Below are 26,215 nucleotides of genomic sequence, written 5' to 3'. Positions count from 1 at the left end.
TGCGGCAGACTCCTTGTCGTCTTTGAGGTCACCCGAAAAGGGATGGCCATGGCTCAAAGACGAAAGGAGGCGCGGAACTTTAGGCTTAAACGAGAATGATTGTTATCTTTGTGTTGCTGCGGCCCTTGTTACTTGGCCACTACTTCGGAGGCGCTCGGCTTTTTCGGCTTGAGCATGCTGAAATCAATCAAGCCTTTTTTCTGGCCTACGTAGGGGTCGCCAATCAGCAGCGGTCGCGGCTTGAAGCTGGCATTGACCAGGCTCTTGCTACGGTCCCATTCATCGAAACTCAAACCGGCCAAGTCAGCCCAAGTATGAATCAACTGAGAACTGATGGAGGCGCGTTGCAAGTCGCTGGCAAAGCTCCAGTCGTGGGTTTCACGCCACTTTGGTGAGGCATAAGCCATGAACGGAATCGTGTACATCGGTGCGGTCGGCTTGCCTTCATTACGCCCAAGGGTACTGTGGCCGACCGAGTCGTACACGTCCTCGCCATGGTCCGACAGGTAGAGCAGGAAGCCATTCGGGTCGGTCTTGGCGTAGTCCTTGATCAGGCTCGATACCACGAAGTCGTTGTACAGCACCGCGTTGTCGTAGCTGTTGTAGATCGGTAGCTGTTCATCGCTGATGCCGGCCGGTACGCCCTGGCGGTCGGTGAACTTGTCGAACGTTGGTGGGTAGCGGTACTGATAGCTCATGTGGGTGCCCAGCAGGTGCACCACGATGAACTTGCGCTCGGTGGGGTCGGCCAGCGCCTTGGCAAACGGCGCAAGCACGTCGCCGTCGTATTGGCGGGCGTTCTGGTTGCGGTTGTTATTGAGGTAAACCTGCTCGTCGGCCTGCTCGGAAAAAGTCGTGAGCATGGTGTTGCGCTTGGTCATTGTCTGCTGGTTGGTGATCCAGTAGGTCTTATAGCCCGCCTGTTTCATCACACTGACAATTGATGGCGTCTTGAGGTACAGGTCCGGGTTCTCTTCGTCGGCGAAGGTCAGTACCTGTTGTAGCGCCTCAATGGTGTAGGGCCGCGGAGTAATGACGTTATTGAACACTGCCAGTTGGTCGCGCAGCTTGTCCAATTCAGGGGTGGTGTTGCGCGGGTAGCCGTAGAGGCTCATGCGCTGGCGGTTGGTGGATTCGCCGATCACCAGCACCAGAGTGGACGGCTGGCCGGCCATGGTGTCCTTGAGGTTCTTCAAGGGCGGGATCTTGCTGGCACTGGTCAGCATGCCTTGCATGCTATTGAGCTGTTCGGTGTAGCGGCGGTAGGCGACGATCATCTGCCAAGGCACCGCAGGTTCGACGCGGCTTTCGAAGCCGTCGATGGCCAACTCCATGGTCGGGTTGGTCGCAATCTGTTTAACCAGCGGGTAACCGACAACGGCCAATACGATGGCGGTCGCTGCCAGTATCGCCTGCCCGCGCGGCAGGTATACCGGACGCAGACGGGACCACAGGAAAACCGCGAGGGCGGTATGGGCGATAAATGCCAGCACAATCCACCAGGCGAAATATTGCGTCGCGTATTCTCCGGCTTCAGAGATGTTCGACTCGAACATGATGAAGATGACGCTTTGCGAAAATTCTTGCTGGTAGATGAAGAAGTAACCCAGGCTGGCCATGGAGCAGGCCCACAGCACCACACCGATCAAGGCAGCAAGCACGCGTGTTTGGCGGGGGAAAAGCAACATCGGCGCCAACCAGAATGCACTCAGGAAGAACGCCTGGCGAAAGCCACTGAAACCGGAGGTTCCGGTCAATTGGATCAGGAGCTGGGTGATGCCTGAGAAATACCAGAAAAACAGAAACAACCAGCCAAGGCCCGCCCAATCAAAACCCTTCGCAGACGTGGTGCTGCGTTTGAACATCGCCATCCAGCGCTCCAACCCGATAATTACCAGTCGTCACGCAGGAGTGCGCGCAACAGCGGGCTACCACACGTGGGCGGCCCTATTCGGCGGGAGTATCGGGAGGAGAGTGTGAAAACTTCGTGAGTTATTCCTGAACGGTTTGTTCAGCTCACGTTCAGCAAAGGGCGGGCTGGGTGCCGGATGCTTGGCTGATTTGGGCTTGCAAGTGTGAGCGCAGGCGCAAGACTTCCTGTTGAAGCTGATCGCGCTCGTCTTTCAATTGGCGCAACTCATCGCGACGGATGCTGACGTAGAGGGTCTGTGGCGGGCGGGTCATCTGTGCTGTGCTCATTGCTTACCTCGCAAATAGCCGGTAGATCGCGATGCCGGAACGTTTTGAAGACGGTTCTGGCAACAGTCAGCGCAATTCTGAATTCTTTTTCGATTCAATGGAACTTTTTTATTTTTTATGGTCGCTGTGACTTTTTCGGCAGTGATGCTGAAACGATGGCTACTTTTTTGTCATGAAACTACCCGGATCCGCTCTGGACTAACCCTCATTAGCCTCATTGCGCTATAAACTATGCCACACATTTATTTAGTAGTTAGGAGCATCAGCACATGCAACTGGGGATTATCGGACTAGGCCGCATGGGCGGTAACATTGCGCGGCGCCTGATGCTCAATGGGCATACCACCGTTGTATACGACCGTAACGAAGCATTCGTAAAAGGCTTGAGCGAGGAGGGCGCCACCGGCGTTGCCGACTTGAAAGCCTTGGTAGCCGGGCTGCAAAAGCCACGTGCCGTGTGGGTGATGTTACCGGCAGGCGACCCTACCGAAAACACCGTCAATGAATTGGGTGAGCTGCTGGAAGACGGTGACGTAATCATCGACGGCGGCAACACCAACTATAAGGACGACGTGCGTCGTGCCAAGGCCCTGTCGGAAAAAGGCTTGCACTATGTCGACGTCGGCACTTCAGGCGGCGTCTGGGGCCTTGAGCGCGGCTATTGCATGATGATTGGTGGCGACGCCGAGACCGTGCAGCGCCTCGACCCGATCTTCGCCAGCCTGGCTCCGGGCCTGGGCACTATCCCACGCACCAAGGACCGCTCCGCTGCGGCTGATACGCGTGCCGAGCATGGCTACATTCATGCGGGTCCGGCCGGTTCCGGGCATTTCGTGAAGATGATTCACAACGGCATCGAGTACGGGATGATGCAGGCGTTTGCCGAAGGTTTTGACATTCTCAAGACCAAAAACTCGGAGAACCTGCCGGAAGATCAGCGCTTCGATCTCAACGTCGCCGATATTGCCGAAGTCTGGCGTCGAGGCAGCGTGGTCTCGTCGTGGTTGCTGGACCTGACCGCCGACGCCTTGGCCACAGACCCTAAACTGGACGGTTACTCCGGCTCCGTGGCTGACAGTGGCGAAGGCCGCTGGACCATCGAAGCGGCTATGGAGCAAGCGGTGCCGGTACCTGTGCTGTCCACTTCGTTGTTCGCGCGCTTCCGTTCCCGCCAGCAGAGCACCTACGGTGACAAAATGCTGTCTGCCATGCGCTTCGGCTTTGGCGGCCATGTGGAGACTTCCAAAAAATGACCGTTAACGGCAAGAAACCTAAGGCCGAACCCGCTCCACCGACCACGCTGTTTCTATTTGGCGCCCATGGCGACCTGGTCAAGCGCCTGCTGATGCCGGCGCTGTACAACCTGAGTCGTGATGGCTTGCTGGGTAACGGCCTGCGCATTGTTGGCGTTGATCACAACGCCATCAGTGACGCTGACTTTGCCAAGAAACTCGAGGACTTCATTCGTACCGAGGCCGCGAGCAAGGTCAAGGGCAATGCCGATAACGCTTTGGACCCTGAGCTGTGGGCACAGTTGGCCAAAGGCATCAGCTACGTCGAGGGTGATTTCCTCGACGACAGCACGTATGCGGCGATCGGCAAGAAGATCGCCGACAGCGGCACCGCAAACGCAGTGTTCTACCTGGCCACCGCACCGCGCTTTTTCAGTGAAGTGGTACAGCGCCTCGGTAGCGCCGGTTTGCTTAACGAAACCGACGATGGCTTCCGCCGTGTGGTGATCGAGAAACCGTTTGGCGCCGACCTGGCGACTGCCGAAGCGCTGAACGCGTGCCTGCTCAAGGTGATGAGCGAGAAGCAGATCTATCGCATCGACCATTATCTGGGCAAGGAGACGGTGCAGAACATTCTGATCAGCCGTTTCTCCAACGTGCTGTTCGAAGCGTTCTGGAATAACCACTACATCGATCACGTGCAGATCACCGCGGCAGAGACCGTCGGCGTGGAAACCCGGGGCAATTTCTTCGAAAAAACCGGTACCCTGCGCGACATGGTGCCCAACCACCTGTTCCAGTTACTGGCGATGGTGGCTATGGAACCGCCGGCGGCATTTGGCGCCGATGCGGTGCGTGGCGAGAAGGCCAAGGTCGTCGGGGCCATCCGGCCTTGGTCCTTGGAGGATGCGCGGGCCAACTCGGTACGCGGCCAGTACACGGCAGGTCAAATCGGTGGCAAACAGCTTCCCGGTTACCGCGAAGAGGCCAATGTCGCACCCGATAGCAGCACCGAGACGTTTGTTGCCTTGAAGGTGATGATCGACAACTGGCGCTGGGTCGGCGTGCCGTTCTACCTGCGCACTGGCAAACGCATGAGCATTCGCGACACTGCAATCGTGATCTGCTTCAAGCCCGCACCCTACGCGCAGTTTCGCGACACCGAAGTGGATGAGCTCAGGCCCACCTATCTCAAGATCCAGATCCAACCGAATGAAGGCATGTGGTTCGACCTGCTGGCCAAAAAGCCTGGGCCGACGCTGGAGATGGCCAATATCGAGCTGGGTTTTGACTACAAAGACTTCTTCGAGATGCAGCCGTCGACGGGTTACGAAACCCTGATCTACGACTGCATGACCGGTGATCAGACCCTGTTCCAGCGCGCCGATAACATAGAGAACGGCTGGCGTGCTGTGCAGCCGTTCCTTGATGCCTGGAAAGAGGACGACGGTATCCAGGCCTACAAGGCCGGTGAAGATGGACCCGCAGCTGCCGATGCCTTGTTGGCCCGCGATGGCCGCACCTGGCATAGCCTCGGATGAGTGACGCCGCGATCCATCCCATCCGGTTTGTCTTGAGTGATATGGACGGTACGCTGTTGCGCGCCGATCACACGCCCAGTCAGCGCACTATCGATACGGTGCGCGCACTGCGTGATGCAGGGGTGTTTTTCAGCCTGGCCAGCGGGCGACCGCCCAAGGCCATGATGCACATGGTCGAGGCGTTCGGCATCGATGTACCGGTGGCGGGTTTTAACGGCGGTACGTTGGTCAATCCCGATGGCAGCATACTGCTGGCACATCATCTGCCGGCAGAAGCGGCGTTGGTGACCTTGGCGCTATTTTCCGCAGAGCCGGACGTAGAGGTCTGGCTGTTTGCCGGCGGTGAATGGCTGCGACGTGATCCACCGGGGCCGATGGTTGCCGTCGAAGCGGCCGGCCTGGGGTACGGGCCACTGGTTGTGGAGAGTTTTGAGCCGTATCTGGATCGGGTCGACAAGATCGTCGCGGCCAGTCGCAACGCGCCGTTGCTGGTCGAGCTGGAGGCGCAATTGCAGCCTAAAGTGCAGGGGCAGGCCCATGTGTCACGGTCGCAACCGATTTACCTCGATGTGACGGCGATGCTGGCCAACAAAGGCGATGCATTGAAATCCCTGGCAGCTCACCTCGGGGTGCCGCTGGAACAGACGGCTGCCATTGGCGATGGCGGTAACGACCCGGCGATGTTTCACGTGGCGGGTCTATCGATTGCCATGGGCCAGGCTGAAGAAGCCGTCAAGCGCCAAGCCAGTGTTGTCACCGATAGCAATATCGACGACGGCGCTGCGCAAGCCATTGAACGGTTTATTCTCGCGGCCCACTAACAGTGCCATGTTGAATCGACACTGCGCTGGCACCGAACTTCCGATCATTGTTTCTGCTTGCGGGCAATGATCGGAAGTTGTTATGTCAACTTACTTCGGCATTGCCCACGACTGCAACTTATGGCCCTCTTTGTCGAGTTCGGCGCGTGCCTGTAACAACAAATCTTCCAACTGCGCCGGGTCGGTATAGGCACTCGAAGACAGCTGTTTGCTGCCGATACGGGTATTGGTGCGGTCGATGACGCTCAGGCTGAGGGCGCCGTTGCCATCGTGCCAGGCCACGCACTGGAAGGGCTGGAAAGCACGGTCTGCGATCAAAAGAGCTTCGTTGATGCGGAGCGGGGCGTTCATGTGGGTCTTCTCTCTAAAATGCCCATTCAAGTGAGTGCCGTTGGTTGGGCGGGCCAAACGGTGAGTTACTTGTACTGATGCACGATGGCGGGGTACGGGTCACATGTTAAAGCGAGAATTTTCAACTTTCCGTGATTAACGTCATGTAAGCGGCTGTTTTGATAGCGGTATGACGTTTTGCCGCAGCGCGACTTTTCTGCCGACATCCCCCCGGAAGTGGCTTTCTGCCAACACTTATAGCGAAACGGTACAAGGCACGCGTCAATACCTTGCTAGTGTTAGCGCCAGGCTTCACAAACCCTTGTTTCTAAATAACTTTAATAATTCTGGCGCCAAGGAATAGTCATGGTTGTTACACCTGTCCAACGACGCCTGCTGGTGGTTGATCCGTGTGAAGACTGCCATGCGCTATTGCCCGGGCTACGCGCTGCCGGGTGGCAAGTGGACAGCTGTGCGCTCGGCGCAGTGGGTGACAGATCCTGTGATGTGGGCTTGCTGCGTTTGCAGCCCGAGCACCTTGAGCGCCCCGAAGCGGTCAAGGAGTTGATCAGCCGCAGCGGTACTGAATGGATCGCCGTGCTCAGTCAGGATGTTGTACGCCTGCAAAATGTCGGTGACTTTGTGTGCGAGTGGTTTTTCGACTTCCACACGTTACCGTTTGATGTCGCACGCGTGCAGGTCACGCTGGGGCGTGCGTTCGGCATGGCGCGCCTGCGCGGCAAAGGCTACGCGCTGGTTGACGAGCCCGAACATGAGTTGCTCGGCGACAGCCGACCGATCCGTGAAATGCGCAAACTGCTGGCCAAGCTTGCGCCTACCGAATCCCCGGTACTGATTCGCGGGGCCAGCGGCACCGGCAAAGAGCTGGTAGCCAAAACCCTGCATCGCAAATCTCAGCGGCATGCCAAGCCTTTTGTTGCGATCAACTGCGGGGCCATTCCCGAACACTTGATCCAGTCCGAACTGTTCGGCCATGAAAAAGGCGCGTTTACTGGCGCGCACCAGCGCAAGGTCGGGCGCATCGAGGCGGCCCATGGAGGTACGCTGTTTCTCGATGAAATCGGCGATTTGCCGATGGAGCTGCAAGCCAACCTGCTGCGATTTCTGCAGGAGAAACAGATCGAGCGCGTCGGCGGCAGCCAGCCCATCCCGGTAGATGTGCGGGTGTTGGCGGCAACCCACGTCGACCTGGAAGTGGCGGTTGCGAAGGGCGCCTTCCGCGAAGACCTGTACTACCGGCTCAATGTTTTGCAGGTGATCACCGCCCCGTTGCGCGAGCGCCATGGCGACGTAGCGATGCTGGCCAATCACTTTTCGCGTTTTTACAGCCGGGAAACCGGCCGCCGCCCGCGCAGTTTCAGCGAAGATGCACTGGTGGCCATGGGGCAACACCCGTGGCCCGGCAATGTGCGCGAATTGGCCAACCGCGTGCGCCGTGGCCTGGTGCTGGCGGAAGGGCGTCAGATCGAGGCCGTTGATCTGGGATTGCAAGGCGAGCAGGCAATCGCGCCGCCGATGGCTACACTGGAAGATTACAAGCACCGCGCCGAACGTCAGGCGCTGTGCGATGTGCTCAACCGGCACAGCGACAACCTGAGTGTCGCGGCCCGTGTGTTGGGGGTGTCCCGGCCGACGTTCTACCGGTTGCTGCACAAACACCAGATCCGCTAGGGCGGGTAAACCGAAAAGCCCCGCAACGACCTTTATCGTCGCGGGGCTTTTCGCTGTGGCGAGCGTGCTTGTCGAATCGTCGCACCGCCCGTGTAGGGCTGCGAAGCAGCCCCTCCATCAGAAGTAATACGGAAACTTCAGACTGAAGGTAAAGTCCGGCGCATCATCCGTCATCCCAATCGACAGGTTCGGCACAATTGTCAGGTTATCCGACGCTGCAATCGTCATACCTACGTTGAAATAACCGGCGTTCGCATCGCTGGAAACCACCGATTGCCAATCCTGGCCGCTTTGCTTGACCCGGCTCTTGCGTTGCACCAGGTCGGTCACTGAGAACGACATACTCATCTTCTCGTTGAGGGCGAAAGCGACGCCTACACCGAGTTGGAAGCTGTCACCCAGGCTAATTTTGCCGGGGATCTTCTGGTTGACGTTAGGGCTGATATCGCTGAACGAATCCTCGAAGTTATGGGTATAGGACAGCGAACCGAACAGCACGGCCGGGTCGAAGGTCTTGACCAGGGAAATGCCAGGCGTCACCGACCACACACCGTTACCCGTGGGCAGGCTCTCCGGTACGGCGAGGTTATCGTTGCCAGGTTGCGCGATCAGCTTGATGCCATACGGGTCTTGGCCGGTAGGGGCCTTGACGCGTACCGACACCACCGCATCCGGCAGGTTGGCACTCTCGTCGAGAAACTTGTACGCAATGCCGAAGTTAACATCGCCGATGGTCGGGTCGCGGGTGACCGAGCCTTCCGAGGTGGCGTTGGAGTTGCCGCCGGCGCCCCCCGATTGGTAAGTCGATTCGCGGTACACCACCGGCACGTTCAGGTCGAATTGCCAACGGTTGTCCAGGTTGTAGCGGCCGGTGAGGTCCAGGGTCCAACTGTCTGACTTGATCCGATCGAGGTTGATGTTGCCAAGGAAGATCGAGTCCAGTGCCAGAAAACCGTTAAGCGACAACTGGCGCGCGTCGTAGCGCGAATAGCTGATGCCGGTTTCAAAGCTGAACTTGCCGTTGCCGAAGAAGCCACTCGCCTCGTTGTACAAGTTGCTCACACTTTGTGCCGGGGCTGAGTCGTCCTTGAGGCTTTGCCCGTATGAACTGCCCCCCCCAGCACCGCCGGAGGCCGCCGCCGCGCCGACACCGCGTGTATTACCGGCCACCGTGGTGCCGCCTTTCTGGAAGTCTGCAGGTGATTTGGCCAAGCGTTTCGGGGCAGGTGTGGCGGGCTGGTCTTCTACTTGTCGTACGCGTTGCTCAAGTACGGCCAGTGCTTTTTGCTGCACTTCATAGCGTTGCTTGAGCGCCATCAATTCCTGTTTCAAACTTTCAATATCGGTATCCTGCGCGGCATAAAGCACGGAGGCGGGGAGGAGCGTACTCAAACAAACCACGGCACGTAACGATAACGATCGATGCATGAAATAAGCCGTCCCTTTCTAATGCGTAAGTGTCGTGGCTCAGCGTAGTTCAATAACCGGCAGGGCGTAGGCCTTTGAGTTGATCAAGATTCAGGTTCTGCGTGACGTTGTTCAACCCGTTGTTGCCCAAGACCACATTGAGCTGGGTCAGGTTGTTCACGAAATTGCTGTTACCTTGAATAACAGTGCCTTGCAGGACGTTGCCACCGCCGATTTGCTGCACCACATTGCCCTGGTTGTTATTGGCCTGGAGTGCCATTTGCAGCCCGCCATTATTGGCCGTCACGGTGACCTGGCCCGCCGCAGTGCCACCGGTAATCGGCTGGCCTGCCATCAATGCTTGCCCGGATTGCACGTAGTTGGCGGGTGCCAAGCCGTTTTTGTTGACGTTAATATCGACGCCATTGGTGGCGGTGTTGCCATCACCGGCGGCCCGCACGCTTTGCACTACGCCCTGGCCGCTGCCCAGGCCGGCGCCACCCAAGACGGTCCCGGTGCCGTCAGGCTGCTTGTTCACGCCGCTGCCATTGTTGCCGGTAATCTGCACGTAGAACTGCGGGGTAATGGTGGAGGCGTTGACCTGCATATTTGCCGTGCCGGTGACGGTCGCACCGGTGGCGTTGGTCCAGGTGCTGCTCATTACAATGCCGAAGCTGACAATCCGTCCAGGCATCACATAGCGCCCGCGCAGGTCAGCCATTTCCGAGTCCTTGAGTTCGATCGGCTTGAACGCCGACGAAGCATAAACGGGTGCTGAGGCTGCCAGACAGATGACCGCCAGCCAACGGAGAGTGTTCATCGTTTGCTCCTGGAGCGTCCTGCTCCTTATTGCGCTTCTAGAAGAAGTCGCTCTGGATGAAGCCGAAGTCCATCAATTCACTGTCGCGTACCGGGCTGAACGCGTTCAGCTGGTTCTTGGCGGTCAGCGGGGTGCGCGGAGTGAGCAGGGCGTTGGCCTTGTCATAACCCTCGCCGATCACTGCGAACACAATGCCGTTCCAGCCGTTGACGAAATCGTCTTTGGCATAGCGCTTGTTGCCCAGCACCGGGTCGCCGATATAGACCCAGTCCTTGTCGGCACGCTGCAGCACCACGAAGTGCTTGTAGCCGCGAATCTCCAGCAGTACGACGACGGGCACTTTCACGGTAATCAGCACCTCAGGCGTAATCCGGTAGCCCTTGGCGCGCATGTGGATGCTCTCCAAATAGCGCTTCATGTCGAGCATCGAAAAGCCTTGAGTACGTACCAGGTCCTGGTTGGCGTTGACCAGCATGCCCTTGATCACGTGGTCTTCATCCACGTCCATCCAATAGGCTTGGCGCAGGATGGTCGCCAGTGCGGCGGCGCCGCAGCTGAAATCGGTTTTCTGTTCCACCAGGTTGGCGAATTTGCGCTCGCGAATGCTCTCGACCTTTTTGTACATCAACCCACCGCCGGGCATGGCGATTGCCACTTGCCCTGCCCATGTCGAGCCGGTGAATGCGAGCAGAAGGACGAAGGCAACGAGGCGCATGATCGTATGACCTGTTGGACACTGGAAATAAAAAGGGCCTTGTTGCCAAGGCCCTATCTGGATCAGAAGCGAGTGATTGCTACGTTGTTCTGACCTTGGTTGTTGCTGCCCGACAGAACGTTGGAGTTCGAGACGCCCGAGCTGTAGTTCATTGAGTTGTTCACGCTGGCGTTGTTCACGACAGGTTTGGTGCTCCAGCCGTGGCCGCTGCTCAGGTTGAGAGTCAGGTTGCCCGACACGTCTTGCACGCCAGTGACACTTGCAGCACCGCTGTCGCCATTGCCAGAGGCAATTGCAACGCTGTTGCTGGCTTGGTTGGAGGTGCCCGAGGCAGCGTTCAGCTGGATGATGCCCGAAGCATGGTTGCCGCTGTCGTTGAGCGAAGCGTTGTTTTTGGTGCCGCTGTTGACCACCAGGTTGCCGGTGTTCGATTGAGCGGTGCCGGTGCTGGCGAACACGAAGTCCGCATCGCCGGAAACGATGGCGACATCGTTTTTGCCTTGGTTGTTGTCACCGCTCAACACGTTGCCGTTGGCCACGCCACTGATGTGGTTGTAGGAATCATTGGCCGAAGCGTTGTTTTTGGTCTTGTCGTTGAGCACCACGTTGCCATGGTTGCTTTGACCATCCAGTGTAGTGGCGGCAGCCGTGGTTGGCGCAGGCTGTGGACGATAGGTAGGTTGATCCGCTTGAGCAGCAACAGCCATGAGCGCAGCGAGAGCGAAAGCCAGTGGTTTAAGAGCCATTGTAGGTTTCATGGTGTATCTCCTTGCTTCTAATTAGTTGGTTAAGTGTTGGTACGGTCTAACGATCGACTCAGCTCTATCAGTTGAGTCGTACATTCAGGGTGTTAGCCACTCGGTTCCCCACCCCGGCGCTCTGGTTGACCTGAACCACTCCACGGCTGCCGGTGAAGGCCTGGTCGCTGGTAACGACCTGGCGGCTGCCAGTGATAGGGGTCAACCCTGAGTCGGTTGCAAGCGCAACGTTCTGTTGCGACATGACGCTGTCGTCGATGCTCTGCGGGCCAGCGCTGACGCTGATTCGCACGGCATTGATCATCTGATTCTGGGCTCCGGCGGACTGATTGACGCTCAGTGCACCGTTGCCACTGCTGAAAGAGTTGCCCTGGATCGCGGCTTTGGCGTTCAGGGTGCGGTCGGCCGCAGCGCCGCTGATTTTTTGCGTGAGCGCGACGTTCGTCTGCGTGTTGTTGCCCGTGGTGATGGCGACGTTGTTGCTCAGCTGTTGTTGGTCGCCGGCAGCCTGGTTGATCGTGACAACGCCGTTGTATTGCTTGCCTGCGTTATCGATGGTCGCGCTGTTGTTACTGTCGGCCATCGCAGCAGTGCAACTGAGCGCGGCAAGAAGCAGCCAGGCGCGATTCATTTCATTGCCCCCCCGACCATGCCGCTGATGTTATTCAGCGGGGCGAGGCCGTTGGATATCGCGCCGTTTACCGTGCCGGCGATACCGCCGCCGCTGCCGCTATGGCCCGCCGCACTGACTGCACCGAGGCTGTTGGCGCTACCGATAGTGTTCAAACCGGTGATGTCGCCGTTGGGCATGATGCTGCGCGTAATGCTGGAGCCGCTGCTGATACCGGCAATGTCGTTGTCACTGAGCTCATTACTGGAGGCGCGGAAAATTTGCGCAGATGGGTTGGCATTGACGGTGGTGGGGTAGGGGTCGGTGCCGCGTGCACGGCCTATGGCGTAAGGCTGAACTTGACGCTCAATCACGATCACACCCTCACCTGCCGCGAGCACTGGAAGGCTCACGCTGGCACTTAATGCACCGCTGATCAGCAGGAGGCTCAATGAACCTGGATTGTGTGTGTCCACGGCAATGTTCCTTATTCTTCGCGCTGACCCTAAACAGCGCTGTAAGGGAAAGAGCAGAACGCGTGCCGCTTTTAGTTTTTTGTTGATATTCAGTTAGTTGCGATTAATGCGAGGCGAAGTAATGGCCAGGGTGTTTCAGGCTTGAGACAGTCGCCAAACGGTTGTCTATGTCCAGCCTCACCTATCAGGTGTTTCTGCGATGTAACAGTACGTGTGACAACGCCATGAATCCGCACCGGGTGGGCCGTTCAGGCGAGGGCGGTGTTTCAAAAATGGACACATTGGGCGCAGACATTCCCGCTTGTGCAGCTCGGGCTTAGCCCTTAGGCACTTTGTGCGGGATGGAATTGAGTACGGGGTTGCCGTCCTGGTTCTGGGTCAGATAGACCGGCAAGACCTTGGGCAGGGAGGGGACGAGGTTGTTGACCTCATTGATGTTGTAGATACCGCCGATGCGAATCGCCCCAGTACTGGCGTCCGCCAGCATCACTGGTTTGCTCAGGTAACGGTTGATCAGTGGCAGAGCGTCGGCCAGGGCCAGGTTGTCGAGTACCAGCCTGCCCTGACGCCATGCCAGTGACGAATCATCGGTTTTGAACGCAGTGATTTGCGGGCTTACGTCACCCGGATGGTAACTGGCTTGCATGCCTTGCCTAAGCGGCACGCTGCTGTGCAGCGTGTCGCTGGCAATCTGCACAGAACCTTCAAGCAGCATCACCCGGACCTGATCCTCATACTTCCAGACATTGAACTGGGTGCCGGTAACCCGAACCTGTCCTTCACCCGCCTTGACGATAAACGGGTGCTTGCTGTCATGAGTGACCTTGAAAAACGCTTCGCCTTTTTTCAACGTTACTCGGCGCTGGTCCTTGTAGTTGCTGTAGATCAGTTCAGTGCCCAGGTTCAGCTCCACCTGGCTGCCGTCCCCGAGTGTGACTTTACGCAGGCCATTGACGGCGTCGAAATGCTCGTAGGCGTTTGGCAACCACCCCGCTTCCCAGCCGGTAAAGGCCGCAATCGGCAACGCGGCGAGGCAGACAGCGGCGGCCACGGCATAGGTACGCGAGCGGCTGCGCGGCTTGAACGGCAACACCACCGGCGCAGGCTCGCTGCGGGGCAAGTGGTCGGCGACGTCCCAGATTTCCAGCATGGCCGCATATTCAAAGGCGTGCAGCGGATCGGCATCGTGCCATTGCGCAAACGCCTGACGCTCGACCGCCGTGCAATCACTCGCATGCAGGCGCATGCACCAATGCGCGGCGGCGTCGGTGATGGCGTCATATTCGGCTTCTGAAAGGGACTCTTCGCTCATTAACTCATCCTGATTCCGAACATTCTAACCTCCCGAGGCAGACTGCGAGAACAGCCATCATGGCGATTGCGCATCAATTGGAACTTATTCTCGTTTGGGAATATCAGAAATCACAGGACATGAGTCCATCATTCCCACAATGGAGTACGAACATGCTGAAGAAAACCTTAGCCGCCCTGTGTGCAACCACCGCTTTACTCAGTGCTGGCGCAGCCTTGGCAGATAAACCAGGTGCGGGCTGGATTACCATCGAAAAGGCCATTGAGACCGCAAAGGTCAAGGCTGGGTATGTCGAGGTTTACAGCGCCGAAGCCGACGACAACGGCTATTGGGAAGTCAAAGGCCGTAAGTCCGATGGCACTGTTTATGAGGCGCGCATCGACGGCGCCTCGGGCAATATCCTGCGTGATCAGAAAGACTGACGGGCCTGCCGGGGGCCGCTCAGGCCCCCGGATCCAAGACGCGGCCCAGTTGGGTAATCAGGTAGGTCGCTGAGTCGGCGTTGGCCAGAATCGTGTCAATGCGCTTATCGGCGTCGCTCATGAACAGCTGCCGGGCCGCATTCAGGTCCTTGGCGCCAGTGGTGCTGAGGACTTTTCGTTTGGCGTTAGCGGTCGAGGTATCAGGCCCGTAGTCTTCCCAGGTCGCAGAGTAGTCATCCCAAGCCTTGAACAGCTTGGTCGCGGGCGTCAACGTGGACAGAGCAGTTCTGTGCACATCCTCCAACGATGTGCGCATTAACTGTGCGCCGGGTTTGGCCGCGTCAATCAGGTCAGGGAACGGTCGCATGGCGTCGAGGTAGACGATGTCTTCGGTGCCAGGCTTCAGGTGCGTCAACTCATGAATCAGGACGCTGGCCCTGGCGTGGGCCGATATGTCGAAGGGGGCATTCAAGCGGTTCTGATAAATATCCAAATTTGGATCAAAAAACCGATTGAGCAAGTACAGTTTGCGATCGATATCATCGGGGTTAACAAAGGCGAATTGTGTTGATGCATTGTGGCGGCTGCTCCCGCTGACAAAGCGGTTGGAGTCCGGGCCGGTCAAGGTGGGGTCGCTTAATTGTTCGAGTATGGCGTCGACGACTTTCTCGATTCTGGTGACCTGATCCGGGCTAAGGGTGATGACGCCGAACATCTCGCCAAAAAACAGCCCCAACCGGCTATTGGGGTCGCGCAGCGTTGAAAAGTGAGCGAGGTTGCGCTTGCACGTCACGGCGTAATAAGTCGCCACGTTCAACGCTTCATTGATGACTTGAGCTTTCCAGGGTGACAGGGCGGCAATCGCCCTAATGCCCGTCGCTTCAATATTGATCGCCGCACGTAAGTCGATTCGCGCCCGCAGGCGCGACAGGGCCTTGCCGAAGCGAGGGTTATGACGGCTCAGGTCCAACACCCATTTGCCCTGGTCATTGCGGCCCACATAAGGCCCCGCCTCTGTGTCGTTGGCGAGCCTCCAGTGTTCTGCGGTCTTCTTGACTGAATACACCTTGCCCGCCAGCGCCACATAGTCTTTGGCGGTCGCTTTGTCCTGGTAAACATGGCTGGAGGTACTCTGCTCAAGGTCGTTCAGCGCGACGGTATGATCCTCGAACGGCTGCAACCCGGTACGCGAGGGTGCGGTAATCGCCAGAGTGGCAAGGGTTGTCGCTGTGGGCAGTTTTGGGTCAGACAGGTCGCCCACCGCCACTTCTTCGGCGCTGGGGGGTGGGCTTGCGCTGCCTTCAAGTTCACCGCGCAGCATGGCTATTTGCGCCATGCCTGCGATGAAGTCCTTCAGTGCGGACTTCCATCGGTGCAGCTGCAGCGCCTCGGCTGAGCGCTTGAACAGTTTGTAACTGCGCCAAACCACTAACGGATAAGCGAGTTTTCCAGCCATAAACTGCACTGCGGTGGGAATCTCCTTGCCGAACAGGCTGATCACTCTGTCCCAGAGCGCCTTGGCGCCGTGCTCGAATTGGCAGCCCAACATTTTGAGCAGGCACTGCGTGTTTTCGCTGAACAGATAGTGCAGCAGGTTGCCTGGCACTGCCGCAGACGCGAGACTGATCTCGGAGGGGCGGTGACGCTGGTTTTTCAGCAAATTGCGGTAAGTGGCTTGATGAGGTGCTTCCAAGTGCTTGATCACCCATTCCTGGAGCTCTCCCGGCCTCTGTAATTCATCCAGAAGCGCGTGCTCGCTCGCGTATTCCTTAAACGTATGGTTCTCACTGTAGGGCGCATACAGCACCAAAGGACCAGCGTCGCTAGGCTCAGGACCGATCAGGTACATGCCCAACACCTTGACGGTGGCAGCACCTTCGGTCGCAATCAACTCCAGCGGGCGAAGCACTGCCTTTGCACCGCCGAGCGAGGCGCGCGCCAATGCGTCGGGCATGTCAAACGCCTGCTGGATCAGGCTCAAAGCCTGCGCTGAAAGGCGCTCTTGCAGTTTCAGTTGGTGAGCATATTGCAGCGCCTGCCAAGGCAATTGTTGGCAATACCGGCGGCGGCGGTTGCGCGCTTCCTCCGATTGGGCGTTTAGTTCGCTCTGCAACAGCGTCTGGTAGGCGGTTTTCAGATCCAGCTGTCGGACCATTTGGACCACCGCACTGGCATCCAGCGTCGCCGGCAGGGGGGCTGCGTTGCGCGAACGTGGGCGGATGTCTTCGGCGTCCAGGTTGGGCCAGTGCCGCAAGGCAAAGTCGGTCAGGCTGTAGACATGGACATCGAGCGCCTCATGGACGGGAATCAGGATGTCTTCGGGGTCCAGGGGCTGGTCGGGAAAACGCGCTTTGAGCAGCGCCAGCAGCGCTGTGGCCGTGTGTTCTCGGATCGGCTTAATGCCATGCAAGTAGTCTTTTTCGTCGGGGGCGTTGTTGTGGTATTGCTCAAGCAGTTCCGCTTGGTGGATCTGGTCCCGGGCTGACGCCATGCCCAGCCAGACGGGCAGAGCCTGTTGGTTGATCATGCTGCTCGCCAGCGTCATGGCCCGGATGAGGTTGGTAGGCGCCGCCTGCTCCATGACCCCGTCCAGACGGTCTTGCAAGGCCCGAGCAGGCAACCTCATGGACAGCAGGTGATCGACGCCGTCCATGATGTGATCGCTGTAGGTTTTCAGGCGATCATTCAGCAAGTTTTCGTCAATGCGTCGCAGGGGGCCTAATCGATAAACCTGATGCGGCACGCGCAAGAAGCTTGGCAGGTTTTCCAGCAGGTCCAGGCGTCTGACCGGATGCGCCAGGCGCTGTGTCATCTCATCGCGCAAGGTTTGAATCGAGGTAAACGTCTCATAGCCATGCCGAGGTGTCCAAAGCACGGCGTGGCCCGAGCGCTGCGGGTCGATGCCGCCACGTTCAGTCAGTACAAACAGGTTGGCAAGCGCCTGGGGAGCCTCGGACGTGTCCTTGCTCAGTGTCAATGTGTAGGCATCCGGCAAAAAACCGTTGAGGCCATGGCGGGTCAGGCGCGCCAGGCTGTCAGGCCTGAGTACGGTATCGAGCACTTCCTGGCTGCGGGGCGCCAGCGTCTTGCCCAGCCGCCTCAGTTCGGCTTCGCTGCGTAAGGCCAGGAGCATTGATTGCGCGTGTTTAGCGTGGGTATTGTCGAGAAACAGGCGTGGCAGCTCGCGCATGTCGTGATTGACAAACCCGCTCATCACGCTATCAATGACCGCGTTGAATATTTTCAGGGTGATGTTGTGCAGTTGCTGGGCGGCCCCCTGCTCACGCTTACTGTAGAACCCGGTTCTGGACGAGGTAGGAACAGCTGGCGCTTCAAGGGCCAGGTGCTCGATGAAGTGCTCGACCATATTCAGCGAGGACAGTGGCAGGCGCTCCTCTCGCTCCATGGCATGGGAGGCGTAAGTGTTGACGTAAACCTCATCGGCCTTGAGCTCCAGTTGGCGTGCCTGCAACTGTACGTTCAGGGCAAGGGTGGCCATGCTGCGTAAAGTCGGATGCGTTGGCCGTTCGGCGGCCAGCGCGTCTGCGGCGGCCTTCAGTTGCTGCAGGTGCTGCTTGGCGCGCTCTGCCTTGACCGTCGAGGGGCGGTCATTGATGCTCGTGACGGGGCGGACAGTCCAGCGCCCCGACGTCTCCAGGGACGCTAGTCGATTATCCAGCATGGTGCGCACGTCCAGGGCGCTGTCGAGCAGGGCGGCCAGATCAACTTGACCATCGCTGCGACGGTACAGCGCCAAGGCGTGGTTCATATTGCTGATTTGCTTGCGCGCAATGTCTTCGACCATGCCTGAAAAAACGCCAGCGGTGACCGGCCTCGTCGCGATGTTTATCTGGTCCCTGCCGATAAACGTGTTGCGCTCATCCAAGGACAGAAAGTTGAGTAGCTCGTCTTCGTGGCCAGCGGCCTTGAGCATGCTCAATAAAGCCGCTTTCAGACCATCCATGTCTGCTAACACCTGCAACCCGCGCGATTGCGTATACAGGTACGCGTGGCTCTCGTTGATCATCAGCGTGCTGGCCAACTCCACGTAGTGCTGGTAAGGCGCATAGATACGCACTTTTTCCACACTGAGTTTCGCCGCGTAGGCGCTGCGCGCGCCCTGGTCACTGAGGAACATGGCCTGGAGCATGTGACATTCGTCGGCGCTGATGACCTGTGTCTGGCGCTTGAGCAAAATATCCACGCGAAACTTCTCGGCCATGACCTGCGCGAAAAAATCCAGGCGTGAATTGCCGCTGTTGATCTCTTCGTTCCAATAGGTCTGCAGCAAGCTCTCCAGCAGTTTTGCCAGGGTGCTCGACGTCTGTTCGATCAGCGTTTCCCAATGCTGCTGATCTTGTTCTAGCTGGGGTTGGGTGAACGCAGCCGTGACATGCTTTGGGTTCAGGAACTCGCGGGTTTGCCCCGAAGGCCAGGTGTGCCTCACATAAAACTGCAAGAGCGCTGCGCTTAATGGCAGGGACTCGACCCAGCGTCGAGTACGCTCGCCCGGGTCTTGCACATAACAGTTCACCCGCGTATCGCGTTGGTCCAGGCCTGGGAAGTAAGTGTGCGCCATGATGCCAAGCAATGTGTCGAGCATGCTCGGCAAGGTAGGCGTCTTTTGCAACTGCTCAAGCATCGCTTGCACATTGGCCTGCTGGCAGGCTTGGAGCGTCTTCTCCTGGTCCTCCATGACGCCGCCCTCGACGGTCGCAGTGGTCAATGTCAAGGTTGTGCCGAAGGGTAAAGCGTCACGCTCGGCGATCGACAGGAAGCTCATCAACTCGACGCGTTGACCCGAGTCCGCCAACTGCTCGCTTAGCTCGGTGAGGAGCAACGCGTGACTGTCAGAGACCTGAATACCGCCATAGGGCGTGTAGAGCAGGGCCTTGGCGCCGTCCGGGGTAGGGCTGATCAAGAACGCGCCGGCGAGCGCAATCGGGGTTTGGCCCGCCACGTTCATCAGCACCTTCTCGACGTGCATCGGGTAGCTTTGCTTGCGGGTGTCCTGGCGGGCGGTATTGGTGGCGTAATACAGAGTATGCAGCCAGTCGAGGTCCTTGACGGTCAGCCCCAGCTCACGCTCGCGCTCGCTGGGTGTTTTTCTACTCAAGGGCAGCAGGAATTCGTCAAAAAAATACGCCGGGGTTACGCGGACCATAGTCTGTCTCCAGAGTGCATAGACGTTGACAGGGTAAGTACGCGCCCGTGGCAATCTGGGGTAAATAATCAGCCCCCGTGCAAGTTGACAGCAGAGGCCTTGCGTGGTGTTTAATCGGGGCCTGAATATCCATTCGTTGCCCCTTCCAATCATAAAAACGGAGCTTCAAATGTCTGCGCAGTCTCCGACAGTTGCCAAGGCTTCAACCGCAATCGGGTTCTCTGAGCTGGTGGTATTGCTCCAACAGGTCTTCGTCAGGCACGGCACCTCGCCAGAGGTGGCGGCCATCCTGGCGCACAACTGCGCCAGCGCCGAACGCGATGGCGCCCATAGCCATGGTATTTTCCGTATCCCCGGTTATCTCAGCACCCTGGCCAGTGGCTGGGTCAATGGCGAGGCGGTGCCGGTGGTCACCGACGTCGCTTCCGGTTTTGTGCGGGTCGATGCCTGCAATGGCTTCGCCCAACCGGCGCTTGCGGCCGCCCGCACGTTACTGGTGAAAAAGGCCCGCAGTGCGGGTATCGCACTGCTGGCTATTCACAACTCGCATCACTTCGCTGCGTTGTGGCCGGATGTTGAGCCGTTCGCCGAAGAAGGCCTGGTGGCCCTCAGCGTGGTTAACAGCATGACCTGCGTCGTGCCCCATGGTGCCGATCGCCCGCTGTTCGGCACCAACCCGATTGCGTTTGCCGCACCCCGGGCAGACGGCGCGCCCATCGTGTTCGACCTTGCCACCAGCGCCATCGCCCATGGCGACGTGCAGATTGCCGCGCGCAACGGTGAGCGCCTGCCGCCGGGCATGGGTGTCGATAGCCTGGGCCAGCCGACCCAGGACCCCAAGGCCATTCTCGAAGGCGGTGCGCTGTTGCCGTTTGGCGGGCATAAGGGTTCGGCGCTGTCGATGATGGTCGAGCTGCTGGCAGCGGCGCTGACGGGAGGTAACTTTTCGTTTGAGTTCAATTGGTCGGATCATCCGGGTGCACGCACACCCTGGACCGGTCAGTTGCTGATCCTGATCGACCCGAGCAAGACCGCCGGGCAAAACTTTGCCGAGCGCAGCCAGGAACTGGTGCGGCAGATGCATGCGGCGGGGTTGCGGCGGTTGCCAGGTGATAGGCGCCATCGCACGCGGGCGAGGTCGCAGGAAATCGGCATTGAGATTGAAGCGCAGGATCTTCAGCAACTGCAGGCACTGGCCGAAGGTTAAGTGGGGCTGCTGCAAGCAACAGCCCCTATGGCTCAGTTGCGGCGGCCGAGCAACAGGCCGACCACCAGGCCAAAGCCAGCGGAGATGGCCACGGTCTGCCATGGGTGGCCACCGATATAGGTTTCGGTGGCATCTACCACAGGCTTGCTGCGTTCACGCACGTTGGATACCGAGTCCAGCGCTTGCTTGAGCTTGATGGCAACCTGTTCGCGCAAGGTTTCACCTTCCTCGCCTACCAGGGAGGCGCTGCTCTTGAGCAATTTGTCCGATTCTTCGATCAACGCCGTCAGTTCACTGAAAGCTTGATCCTTGATTTGATCTTCGACAGCTTGGGCGGCAGTTTTGCGGGCCATTGTGTGACTCCTTGCAGGTGAATGTGACAGTGAACAATGGAGTAGTGGGCGGTGAGAAAAGTTGCAGTTTTTTTGCGTGGGCGTGGAGAGGCGCAAAATCCGGATCAGGAACTTTCGACCTACAGTGTAAGATGTCACCTATTTGTGCAGCAGGTAATTCAACATGAGCTTCAATCTGGCCAACAAAACGCTCGCCGAACGCGCTGAGCTGGAAGATGAAAAGTCCCGCCTCTATGACCTGTGGCAGACCAACCTGGGCAAGGCCAAGGGCGAAGCGGCGCGGTTGTTCGGCGAGCGCTCCAAGCGCAAGGGCAAATGGGCCGAGTGGGTGCGCGCCGAGCTTGATGGCATGTCGCCGCCGGAGTTTTCCAGCATGGTGCGCAGCGAAGTCAACAAGCTGATGGCCGCCGCTAAATAAAGCACGTTACGATCGCCTCGCGAACTTTAAGCAACAACGGGTCGAGCTGGGTCTGAGTGCGCCAGCCCAGTTCCACCGGGTAACGCGCCAGCGCCAGCGGGCACGGCAGCACGCGCAAGCCGGTGATCTGCGCAATGGCCTCGGCGGCATGTCCGGGTATCGTCGCCACTGCCTGGCTGCCCTTGAGCAAAAACGGCAGAGCGGCAAAGTGGCTCGTGGACGCACACACCTCGCGGCTCAACCCTTGCGCCGCCAGGCCTTCATCGGTAATCCCGATGAACCCGCCCGACGACACCAGAACATGTTCACGGGTAACAAATTCCTCCAGGCTGAGGCCTTCCTGGCCTGGCGCCAGGCTGCCCGGGTCCACCAGGCAGCGATAATCACCTTCTCCCAAGACCTGTCGACTTAACCGGCTTTGTGCAAACCCGCCCGCGGTAATCGCCAGGTCAAGGGTGCGGTCGAGCAGGGCGCCAGCGACGATCTGGCTGTGGGTCTGGCGGAATATCACGCGGAGTTTCGGCGCCCGCTGCGCAATTTCCTCTATCAGACGACGGCCATGCGCAATCTCGAAATCATCGGATAAACCCAGTACCACCGAGCGGCCTTGATAGTGCGGGTTGTCCGGATTGACCATCGCCAGGCTCTGCCGACAGCGGTCCAGCGCCTCGCTGATTACGGGTTTCAACTGGTTGGCGCGCAAGGTCGGTGCAAGCCCACGGCCGGTGCGTACGAACAATGGGTCACCATATACGTCGCGCAAACGCCGCAGGCCGGCGCTGATCGCTGATTGGGTGACGCCCAGGCGCAGCGCTGCACGACTGGCGCTGGACTCATCGTGCAGGGCTTCGAAGGTTTTCAGCAGGTTCAGGTCAACCTGGGCGATATTCATATGACTCATATCACTTAGCGCTGAGGTGGGCTTTATTCATGATCGACGCTGGCGCGAGAATGGGCAACCCCTTATTTCGGAGTGCTTTTAATGCCCATTTCTACCGTGGCGGCGTTGCAAATTGGTTCCTTACCTGGCGGCAAACAGCCAACCCTGGCGCAAATTCTGACCTACGAGGACGAAATTCGGCGCAGCGGTGCGCAACTGGTGGTCATGCCCGAGGCCTTGCTTGGCGGCTATCCCAAGGGCGAGAGCTTCGGCACGCAGCTGGGCTATCGCCTGCCTGAAGGTCGCGAAGCCTTTGCGCGCTACTTCTCCAACGCTATCGATGTGCCTGGGGCCGAGACCGACGCGTTGGCCGGCCTGTCCGCACGGACCGGCGCAAGTCTGGTGCTCGGTGTGATCGAGCGCAGTGGCAGCACGTTGTATTGCACCGTGCTGTACTTCGAGCCCGCTGGCGGACTGGCCGCCAAGCACCGCAAATTAATGCCCACCGGCACTGAACGGCTTATCTGGGGTAAGGGCGATGGCTCGACCCTGCCGGTGATCGACACCGCGGTAGGTCGCCTCGGCGGCGCGGTGTGCTGGGAAAACATGATGCCGCTGCTGCGCACGGCGATGTACGCCAAGGGTGTGGAAGTCTGGTGCGCACCCACGGTGGATGAGCGCGAGATGTGGCAAGTGAGCATGCGCCATATTGCCCATGAAGGCCGTTGTTTCGTAGTGAGCGCCTGCCAGGTGCAGGCATCGCCCGAGGCCTTGGGTGTGCAGGTTGCTAATTGGCCCTCAGACCGCGCGTTGATCGCCGGCGGCAGTGTGATTGTCGGGCCGATGGGCGACATTCTGGCCGGGCCGCTGGTGGGAGAGGCCGGATTATTGACCGCGCAGATCAACACCGATGATTTGGTGCGCGCGCGGTATGACTATGATGCGGTGGGGCATTACGCGCGGCCGGATATCTTTGAACTGGTGGTGGATGAGCGCCAAAAGCCGGGCGTACGCTCTATCACTGACTGAATGCGGTTAAACAAGTGGGAGGGGACTTGCTCCCACATTGGATCTTTATAGTTTGCAGGATTTGAGTTGCAGCCATTCCTCGCGGGTCATCTCCCAAATGTCTCGCAGGAAGCTGCCTTCGACAAATTGCCCCTCATCCGTCCTGATCAAGCGCATGCCGGTGCGCTCGGATATCCGCCGCGACCCCACGTTAGGCGCCGCCTTGGGCACGCGCATCAGCGGGCGCTTGAGCACCTCAAACCAGTATTCGGTTACCGCCGCACAGGCTTCGGTCATCAAGCCCTGGCCTTGCCATTGCGGCCCTAGCCAGAAGCCACGGTTGTCATCCTCCTGGTCCATCAGGCTGATATTGCCGATTAACTGTTCCGGCGCACTGGTGAGGCGTATCGACCAATGCCATTGTTCGCCACGGGCCATGGCCGGCAAGGCAACCTGTTCCAAGTAGCGGCGAGCGCCGTCGGCCGGGTACGGCCAGGGCACCTCGGCGTTGAGGTAGCGCACCACTTCCCACTGCGCAAATTGTTGCTGGATAGCCTCGGCGTCCGCCAGTGTCAGCGGGCGTAGGATCAGTTTTGCGGTGAACAAAGTCGGCTGCATGGGCTTTACCAGTTCGCCGTGTTCGGTAGGTTTAACGTGCCGCGGTCGACAAAGCGCATTGTGCCGAACAGCCCTCCCGCCAGTTTGCCGCGCAGTACGTAGGGCAGGTTGTTCAAACTCTGGGTCTGGCTCAGGCCCAAGGTTTGACGCAACACCGAAAACGCCGAAACGCTGACGGGCACTGTCAGCACCGTTTCGGCAAAGCGTGGGATGCTTCCGCTCTGATCACTCACCCCTGAGGCCAACGGCCGGCCATTGACGTCCAGGTCCAGGGCCACGCCGCTATAGTCGATCGCCGTTTCATTGGGGTTTTGCACCCGCAGTTTCACGGCGAAACGTACTTCCAGGTCTTGGCTTTGCAGCGGTTCGATGCCCACCACCGTAATGTTCACAGGGTCGCGGTTGGGGAACAGCGCGCAGGCGCTCAAGGTCAGCAGCAGTAACGATAGAACCATGAGCTTGCGCATAAAAAAGGTGCTCCTATTTCGTGACGTCCGGATCCTGCATGACCTTGAGGGTAGAGGACTCCGGATCAAATTCATCTTCTTCCAGCTCTATGAACGCTTCGGGCAAGAAAATGTTCAGCAGGATTGCACAGAACGCACCCACGGTGATCGGCGACTCGAAGATGTTGTGCAGTGCCTTAGGCAGGTCGCGTAACACTTCCGGCACGGCGGCCACGCCCAGGCCCATGCCCAGCGAGATCGCCACGATCAGCACGTTCCGCCGGTGCAGCCCGGCTTCTGCAAGGATCTTGATCCCAGCCACGGCCACGGTGCCGAACATGATCAGGGTGGCGCCGCCGAGTACCGGCTTGGGCATCAATTGCAGCACCGCGCCGATCATTGGGAACAGCCCCAACAGCACCAGCAGGCCAGCGATAAAGTACGCCACGTAGCGGCTGGCCACGCCGGTCAGTTGGATCACCCCATTGTTCTGCGCGAAGGTCACCATCGGCAGGCTGTTGAATGTCGCCGCCATCGCCGAGTTCAGGCCATCGGCCAGCAGGCCCGATTTGATGCGCTTGATATACAGCGGGCCTTTGACCGGCTGTTGAGAAATCATCGAGTTGGCGGTCAAATCACCGGCGGCTTCCAGCGGCGAAATCAGGAAAATCACCGCCACCGGGATAAACGCAACCCAGTCGAACGAGAACCCGTACTTGAACGGCACCGGCACGCTGATCAGCGGCACTTGAGGCAGTGACGCGAGGTCGACGCGACCCATCCACCAAGCCAACACAAAACCCAGGGTCAAACCGATCACGATTGAACCCAGACGCAGGAACGGGTTGCTGAAGCGGTTGAGGGCTACAATGGTCAGCAGCACAAGCGCCGCCAGGCCCATATTGCTCGCCGCACCCAAGTCGCTGGAACCAAAGCCGCCAGCCATGTCGGTGACCGCCACCTTGATCAGCGACAGTCCCATCAAGGTAATGATGGTGCCGGTCACCACCGGGGTGATCAATTTGCGCAGTTTGCCGATGAACTGACTCAACACCACTTCGATAAACGCCGCGAAAAAACAGATGCCGAAAATCGTCGAGAGGATTTCATCGGTACCGCCGCCACGGGCTTTAACCATGAAGCCGGCGCTGAGGATCACGCTGATAAACGAGAAGCTGGTGCCTTGCAAACACAGTAAACCCGAACCGATTGGGCCGAAGGTGCGCGCCTGCACGAAGGTGCCCAGGCCCGATACGAACAGCGCCATGCTCACCAGGTACGGCACTTCGCTCTCCAGGCCCAACACACCGCCGACGATCAAGGTGGGGGTGATGATGCCAACGAAACTGGCGAGTACATGTTGCAACGCGGCAAAAATCGCCGCAGTGAAGTGCGGGCGATCTTCCAGGCCGTAGATCAGGTCGGATTTATAGCGGGGGCGAGGGGGTTGAGCGTCAGACAAAATACAGGCCCGGTAGGGAAAGGGGGGCGCAGGATGCCAGAAAGTGCGGGCTGCCAGAAGTGTGTAAAAATATTTCGAAACATCCTGCATAAATTTCACACACCTGTCGATACCGTAGGTAAGCCCGGCCGATTTGTGAGGTACTTAGGCAGCTTGACCGAAAACGTTCTGCGTCTGCGTATTCTGTCTTTCCGGATATTGGTTAACCGCGAGCCCGGCGCCCTGGATGAGGCCAAGACACGCATTGGCGTACTTGTGGACAAGGTCAAGCAGGCCCAGAGTGCTTATGCGGTCATGCCGGCAGGTACGGAAGAGGCGTGACCA

25 protein-coding genes are annotated in these 26,215 nt (G+C 58.7%); 9 read left to right on the top strand and 16 right to left on the bottom strand.

The features are described from left to right. Positions 1-128 precede the first annotated feature (128 nt). The gene (locus FW764_RS02445; RefSeq protein WP_446432584.1) at positions 129-1,871 is read right to left on the bottom strand and encodes a phosphoethanolamine transferase CptA; all 1,743 of its coding nucleotides are present in this window, start codon (positions 1,869-1,871) and stop codon (positions 129-131) included. A 151-nt stretch (positions 1,872-2,022) separates the two neighbouring features. Next, positions 2,023-2,199 carry a DUF6026 family protein gene (locus FW764_RS02440; RefSeq protein WP_156795351.1) on the bottom strand — a complete coding sequence of 59 codons (177 nt, stop codon included), beginning with the start codon at positions 2,197-2,199 and terminating at the stop codon, positions 2,023-2,025. Between the two features lie 269 nt (positions 2,200-2,468). On the opposite strand from FW764_RS02440, the gene gnd reads away from it, so the two are divergent. Genes gnd through FW764_RS02425 form a run of 3 tightly spaced genes read left to right on the top strand, consistent with a single transcriptional unit; the run spans position 2,469 to position 5,793 of the window. Next, positions 2,469-3,452: a phosphogluconate dehydrogenase (NAD(+)-dependent, decarboxylating) gene (gene gnd, locus FW764_RS02435; protein WP_446432583.1), complete on the top strand. Its 984-nt coding sequence runs from the start codon at positions 2,469-2,471 to the stop codon at positions 3,450-3,452. After that, positions 3,449-4,972: a glucose-6-phosphate dehydrogenase gene (gene zwf / locus FW764_RS02430; protein WP_446432582.1), complete on the top strand. Its 1,524-nt coding sequence runs from the start codon at positions 3,449-3,451 to the stop codon at positions 4,970-4,972. Before gnd ends, zwf begins: the two co-directional genes overlap by 4 nt. Further along, positions 4,969-5,793, top strand: coding sequence for a Cof-type HAD-IIB family hydrolase (locus FW764_RS02425; RefSeq protein WP_446432581.1), 825 nt, complete (start codon positions 4,969-4,971; stop codon positions 5,791-5,793). Before zwf ends, FW764_RS02425 begins: the two co-directional genes overlap by 4 nt. Before the next feature lie 90 nt (positions 5,794-5,883). Here FW764_RS02425 and FW764_RS02420 read toward each other — a convergent pair whose 3' ends face one another. Next, positions 5,884-6,144: a hypothetical protein gene (locus FW764_RS02420; RefSeq protein ID WP_446432580.1), complete on the bottom strand. Its 261-nt coding sequence runs from the start codon at positions 6,142-6,144 to the stop codon at positions 5,884-5,886. A gap of 345 nt (positions 6,145-6,489) precedes the next feature. On the opposite strand from FW764_RS02420, the gene FW764_RS02415 reads away from it, so the two are divergent. After that, a complete protein-coding gene (locus FW764_RS02415; protein ID WP_446432579.1) occupies positions 6,490-7,815 on the top strand; it encodes a sigma 54-interacting transcriptional regulator in 1,326 nt (441 codons plus the stop codon). A gap of 117 nt (positions 7,816-7,932) precedes the next feature. On the opposite strand, the gene FW764_RS02410 is transcribed toward FW764_RS02415, so the two are convergent. The 7 genes from FW764_RS02410 to FW764_RS02380 all read right to left on the bottom strand — a co-directional run bounded on the left by FW764_RS02410 (position 7,933) and on the right by FW764_RS02380 (position 13,913). After that, positions 7,933-9,243, bottom strand: coding sequence for a hypothetical protein (locus FW764_RS02410; protein WP_446432578.1), 1,311 nt, complete (start codon positions 9,241-9,243; stop codon positions 7,933-7,935). Between the two features lie 49 nt (positions 9,244-9,292). After that, on the bottom strand, positions 9,293-10,042 hold the full coding sequence (locus tag FW764_RS02405; protein WP_446432577.1) for a hypothetical protein: 750 nt from the start codon (positions 10,040-10,042) through the stop codon (positions 9,293-9,295). A gap of 37 nt (positions 10,043-10,079) precedes the next feature. Beyond that, entirely contained in the window at positions 10,080-10,757 is a 678-nt protein-coding gene (locus tag FW764_RS02400; protein ID WP_446432576.1) for a C39 family peptidase, read from the bottom strand. Positions 10,758-10,819: 62 nt separating this feature from the next. Beyond that, complete coding sequence (locus FW764_RS02395) at positions 10,820-11,515, bottom strand: heme utilization protein (protein WP_446432575.1); 696 nt, start codon at positions 11,513-11,515, stop codon at positions 10,820-10,822. Positions 11,516-11,582: 67 nt separating this feature from the next. Further along, positions 11,583-12,146 carry an adhesin gene (locus tag FW764_RS02390; RefSeq protein WP_446432574.1) on the bottom strand — a complete coding sequence of 188 codons (564 nt, stop codon included), beginning with the start codon at positions 12,144-12,146 and terminating at the stop codon, positions 11,583-11,585. Then, positions 12,143-12,601 (bottom strand): hypothetical protein, encoded by a 459-nt coding sequence (locus FW764_RS02385; protein WP_446432573.1) that lies wholly within the window; start codon positions 12,599-12,601, stop codon positions 12,143-12,145. Before FW764_RS02385 ends, FW764_RS02390 begins: the two co-directional genes overlap by 4 nt. Before the next feature lie 316 nt (positions 12,602-12,917). Next, a complete protein-coding gene (locus tag FW764_RS02380; RefSeq protein ID WP_446432572.1) occupies positions 12,918-13,913 on the bottom strand; it encodes a FecR family protein in 996 nt (331 codons plus the stop codon). A 152-nt stretch (positions 13,914-14,065) separates the two neighbouring features. Between FW764_RS02380 and FW764_RS02375 the strand changes: the two genes are divergently transcribed. Next, positions 14,066-14,335: a PepSY domain-containing protein gene (locus FW764_RS02375; protein ID WP_446432571.1), complete on the top strand. Its 270-nt coding sequence runs from the start codon at positions 14,066-14,068 to the stop codon at positions 14,333-14,335. Positions 14,336-14,354: 19 nt separating this feature from the next. Here the strand turns inward: FW764_RS02375 and FW764_RS02370 are convergent, their stop codons facing one another. After that, positions 14,355-19,499 (bottom strand): dermonecrotic toxin domain-containing protein, encoded by a 5,145-nt coding sequence (locus FW764_RS02370; RefSeq protein ID WP_446432570.1) that lies wholly within the window; start codon positions 19,497-19,499, stop codon positions 14,355-14,357. A 169-nt stretch (positions 19,500-19,668) separates the two neighbouring features. Between FW764_RS02370 and FW764_RS02365 the strand changes: the two genes are divergently transcribed. Next, positions 19,669-20,706, top strand: a complete 1,038-nt coding sequence (locus tag FW764_RS02365) for an Ldh family oxidoreductase (protein WP_446432569.1) — start codon at positions 19,669-19,671, stop codon at positions 20,704-20,706. Positions 20,707-20,738: 32 nt separating this feature from the next. On the opposite strand, the gene FW764_RS02360 is transcribed toward FW764_RS02365, so the two are convergent. Continuing rightward, positions 20,739-21,059: a DUF883 family protein gene (locus tag FW764_RS02360; RefSeq protein ID WP_016979401.1), complete on the bottom strand. Its 321-nt coding sequence runs from the start codon at positions 21,057-21,059 to the stop codon at positions 20,739-20,741. A gap of 163 nt (positions 21,060-21,222) precedes the next feature. Between FW764_RS02360 and FW764_RS02355 the strand changes: the two genes are divergently transcribed. Then, positions 21,223-21,477, top strand: a complete 255-nt coding sequence (locus FW764_RS02355) for a hypothetical protein (protein ID WP_083358674.1) — start codon at positions 21,223-21,225, stop codon at positions 21,475-21,477. On the opposite strand, the gene FW764_RS02350 is transcribed toward FW764_RS02355, so the two are convergent. Beyond that, positions 21,470-22,369: a LysR substrate-binding domain-containing protein gene (locus tag FW764_RS02350; protein WP_446432568.1), complete on the bottom strand. Its 900-nt coding sequence runs from the start codon at positions 22,367-22,369 to the stop codon at positions 21,470-21,472. The two genes, FW764_RS02355 and FW764_RS02350, sit on opposite strands and share 8 nt — an antisense overlap. Positions 22,370-22,459: 90 nt before the next feature. Here FW764_RS02350 and FW764_RS02345 point away from each other — a divergent pair, with 90 nt between their 5' ends. Beyond that, the gene (locus FW764_RS02345) at positions 22,460-23,386 is read left to right on the top strand and encodes a carbon-nitrogen hydrolase family protein (protein ID WP_446432567.1); all 927 of its coding nucleotides are present in this window, start codon (positions 22,460-22,462) and stop codon (positions 23,384-23,386) included. 45 nt (positions 23,387-23,431) lie between these two features. Here FW764_RS02345 and FW764_RS02340 read toward each other — a convergent pair whose 3' ends face one another. The 3 genes from FW764_RS02340 to FW764_RS02330 are packed head-to-tail and all read right to left on the bottom strand — an operon-like array spanning position 23,432 to position 25,891. Next, positions 23,432-23,983, bottom strand: coding sequence for a GNAT family N-acetyltransferase (locus FW764_RS02340; RefSeq protein WP_446432566.1), 552 nt, complete (start codon positions 23,981-23,983; stop codon positions 23,432-23,434). Between the two features lie 5 nt (positions 23,984-23,988). Beyond that, entirely contained in the window at positions 23,989-24,450 is a 462-nt protein-coding gene (locus FW764_RS02335; protein WP_446432565.1) for an LEA type 2 family protein, read from the bottom strand. 13 nt (positions 24,451-24,463) lie between these two features. Further along, entirely contained in the window at positions 24,464-25,891 is a 1,428-nt protein-coding gene (locus tag FW764_RS02330) for a nucleobase:cation symporter-2 family protein (protein ID WP_446432564.1), read from the bottom strand. Positions 25,892-26,044: 153 nt separating this feature from the next. Between FW764_RS02330 and FW764_RS02325 the strand changes: the two genes are divergently transcribed. Continuing rightward, positions 26,045-26,212: a hypothetical protein gene (locus FW764_RS02325; RefSeq protein WP_446432563.1), complete on the top strand. Its 168-nt coding sequence runs from the start codon at positions 26,045-26,047 to the stop codon at positions 26,210-26,212. Positions 26,213-26,215: the final 3 nt, after the last annotated feature.

The sequence above is a fragment of the Pseudomonas sp. 1152_12 genome (assembly GCF_052850675.1).
The sequence above is the reverse complement of the archived record's forward strand: the minus strand, read 5'-3'. Positions and strand labels throughout refer to the sequence as shown.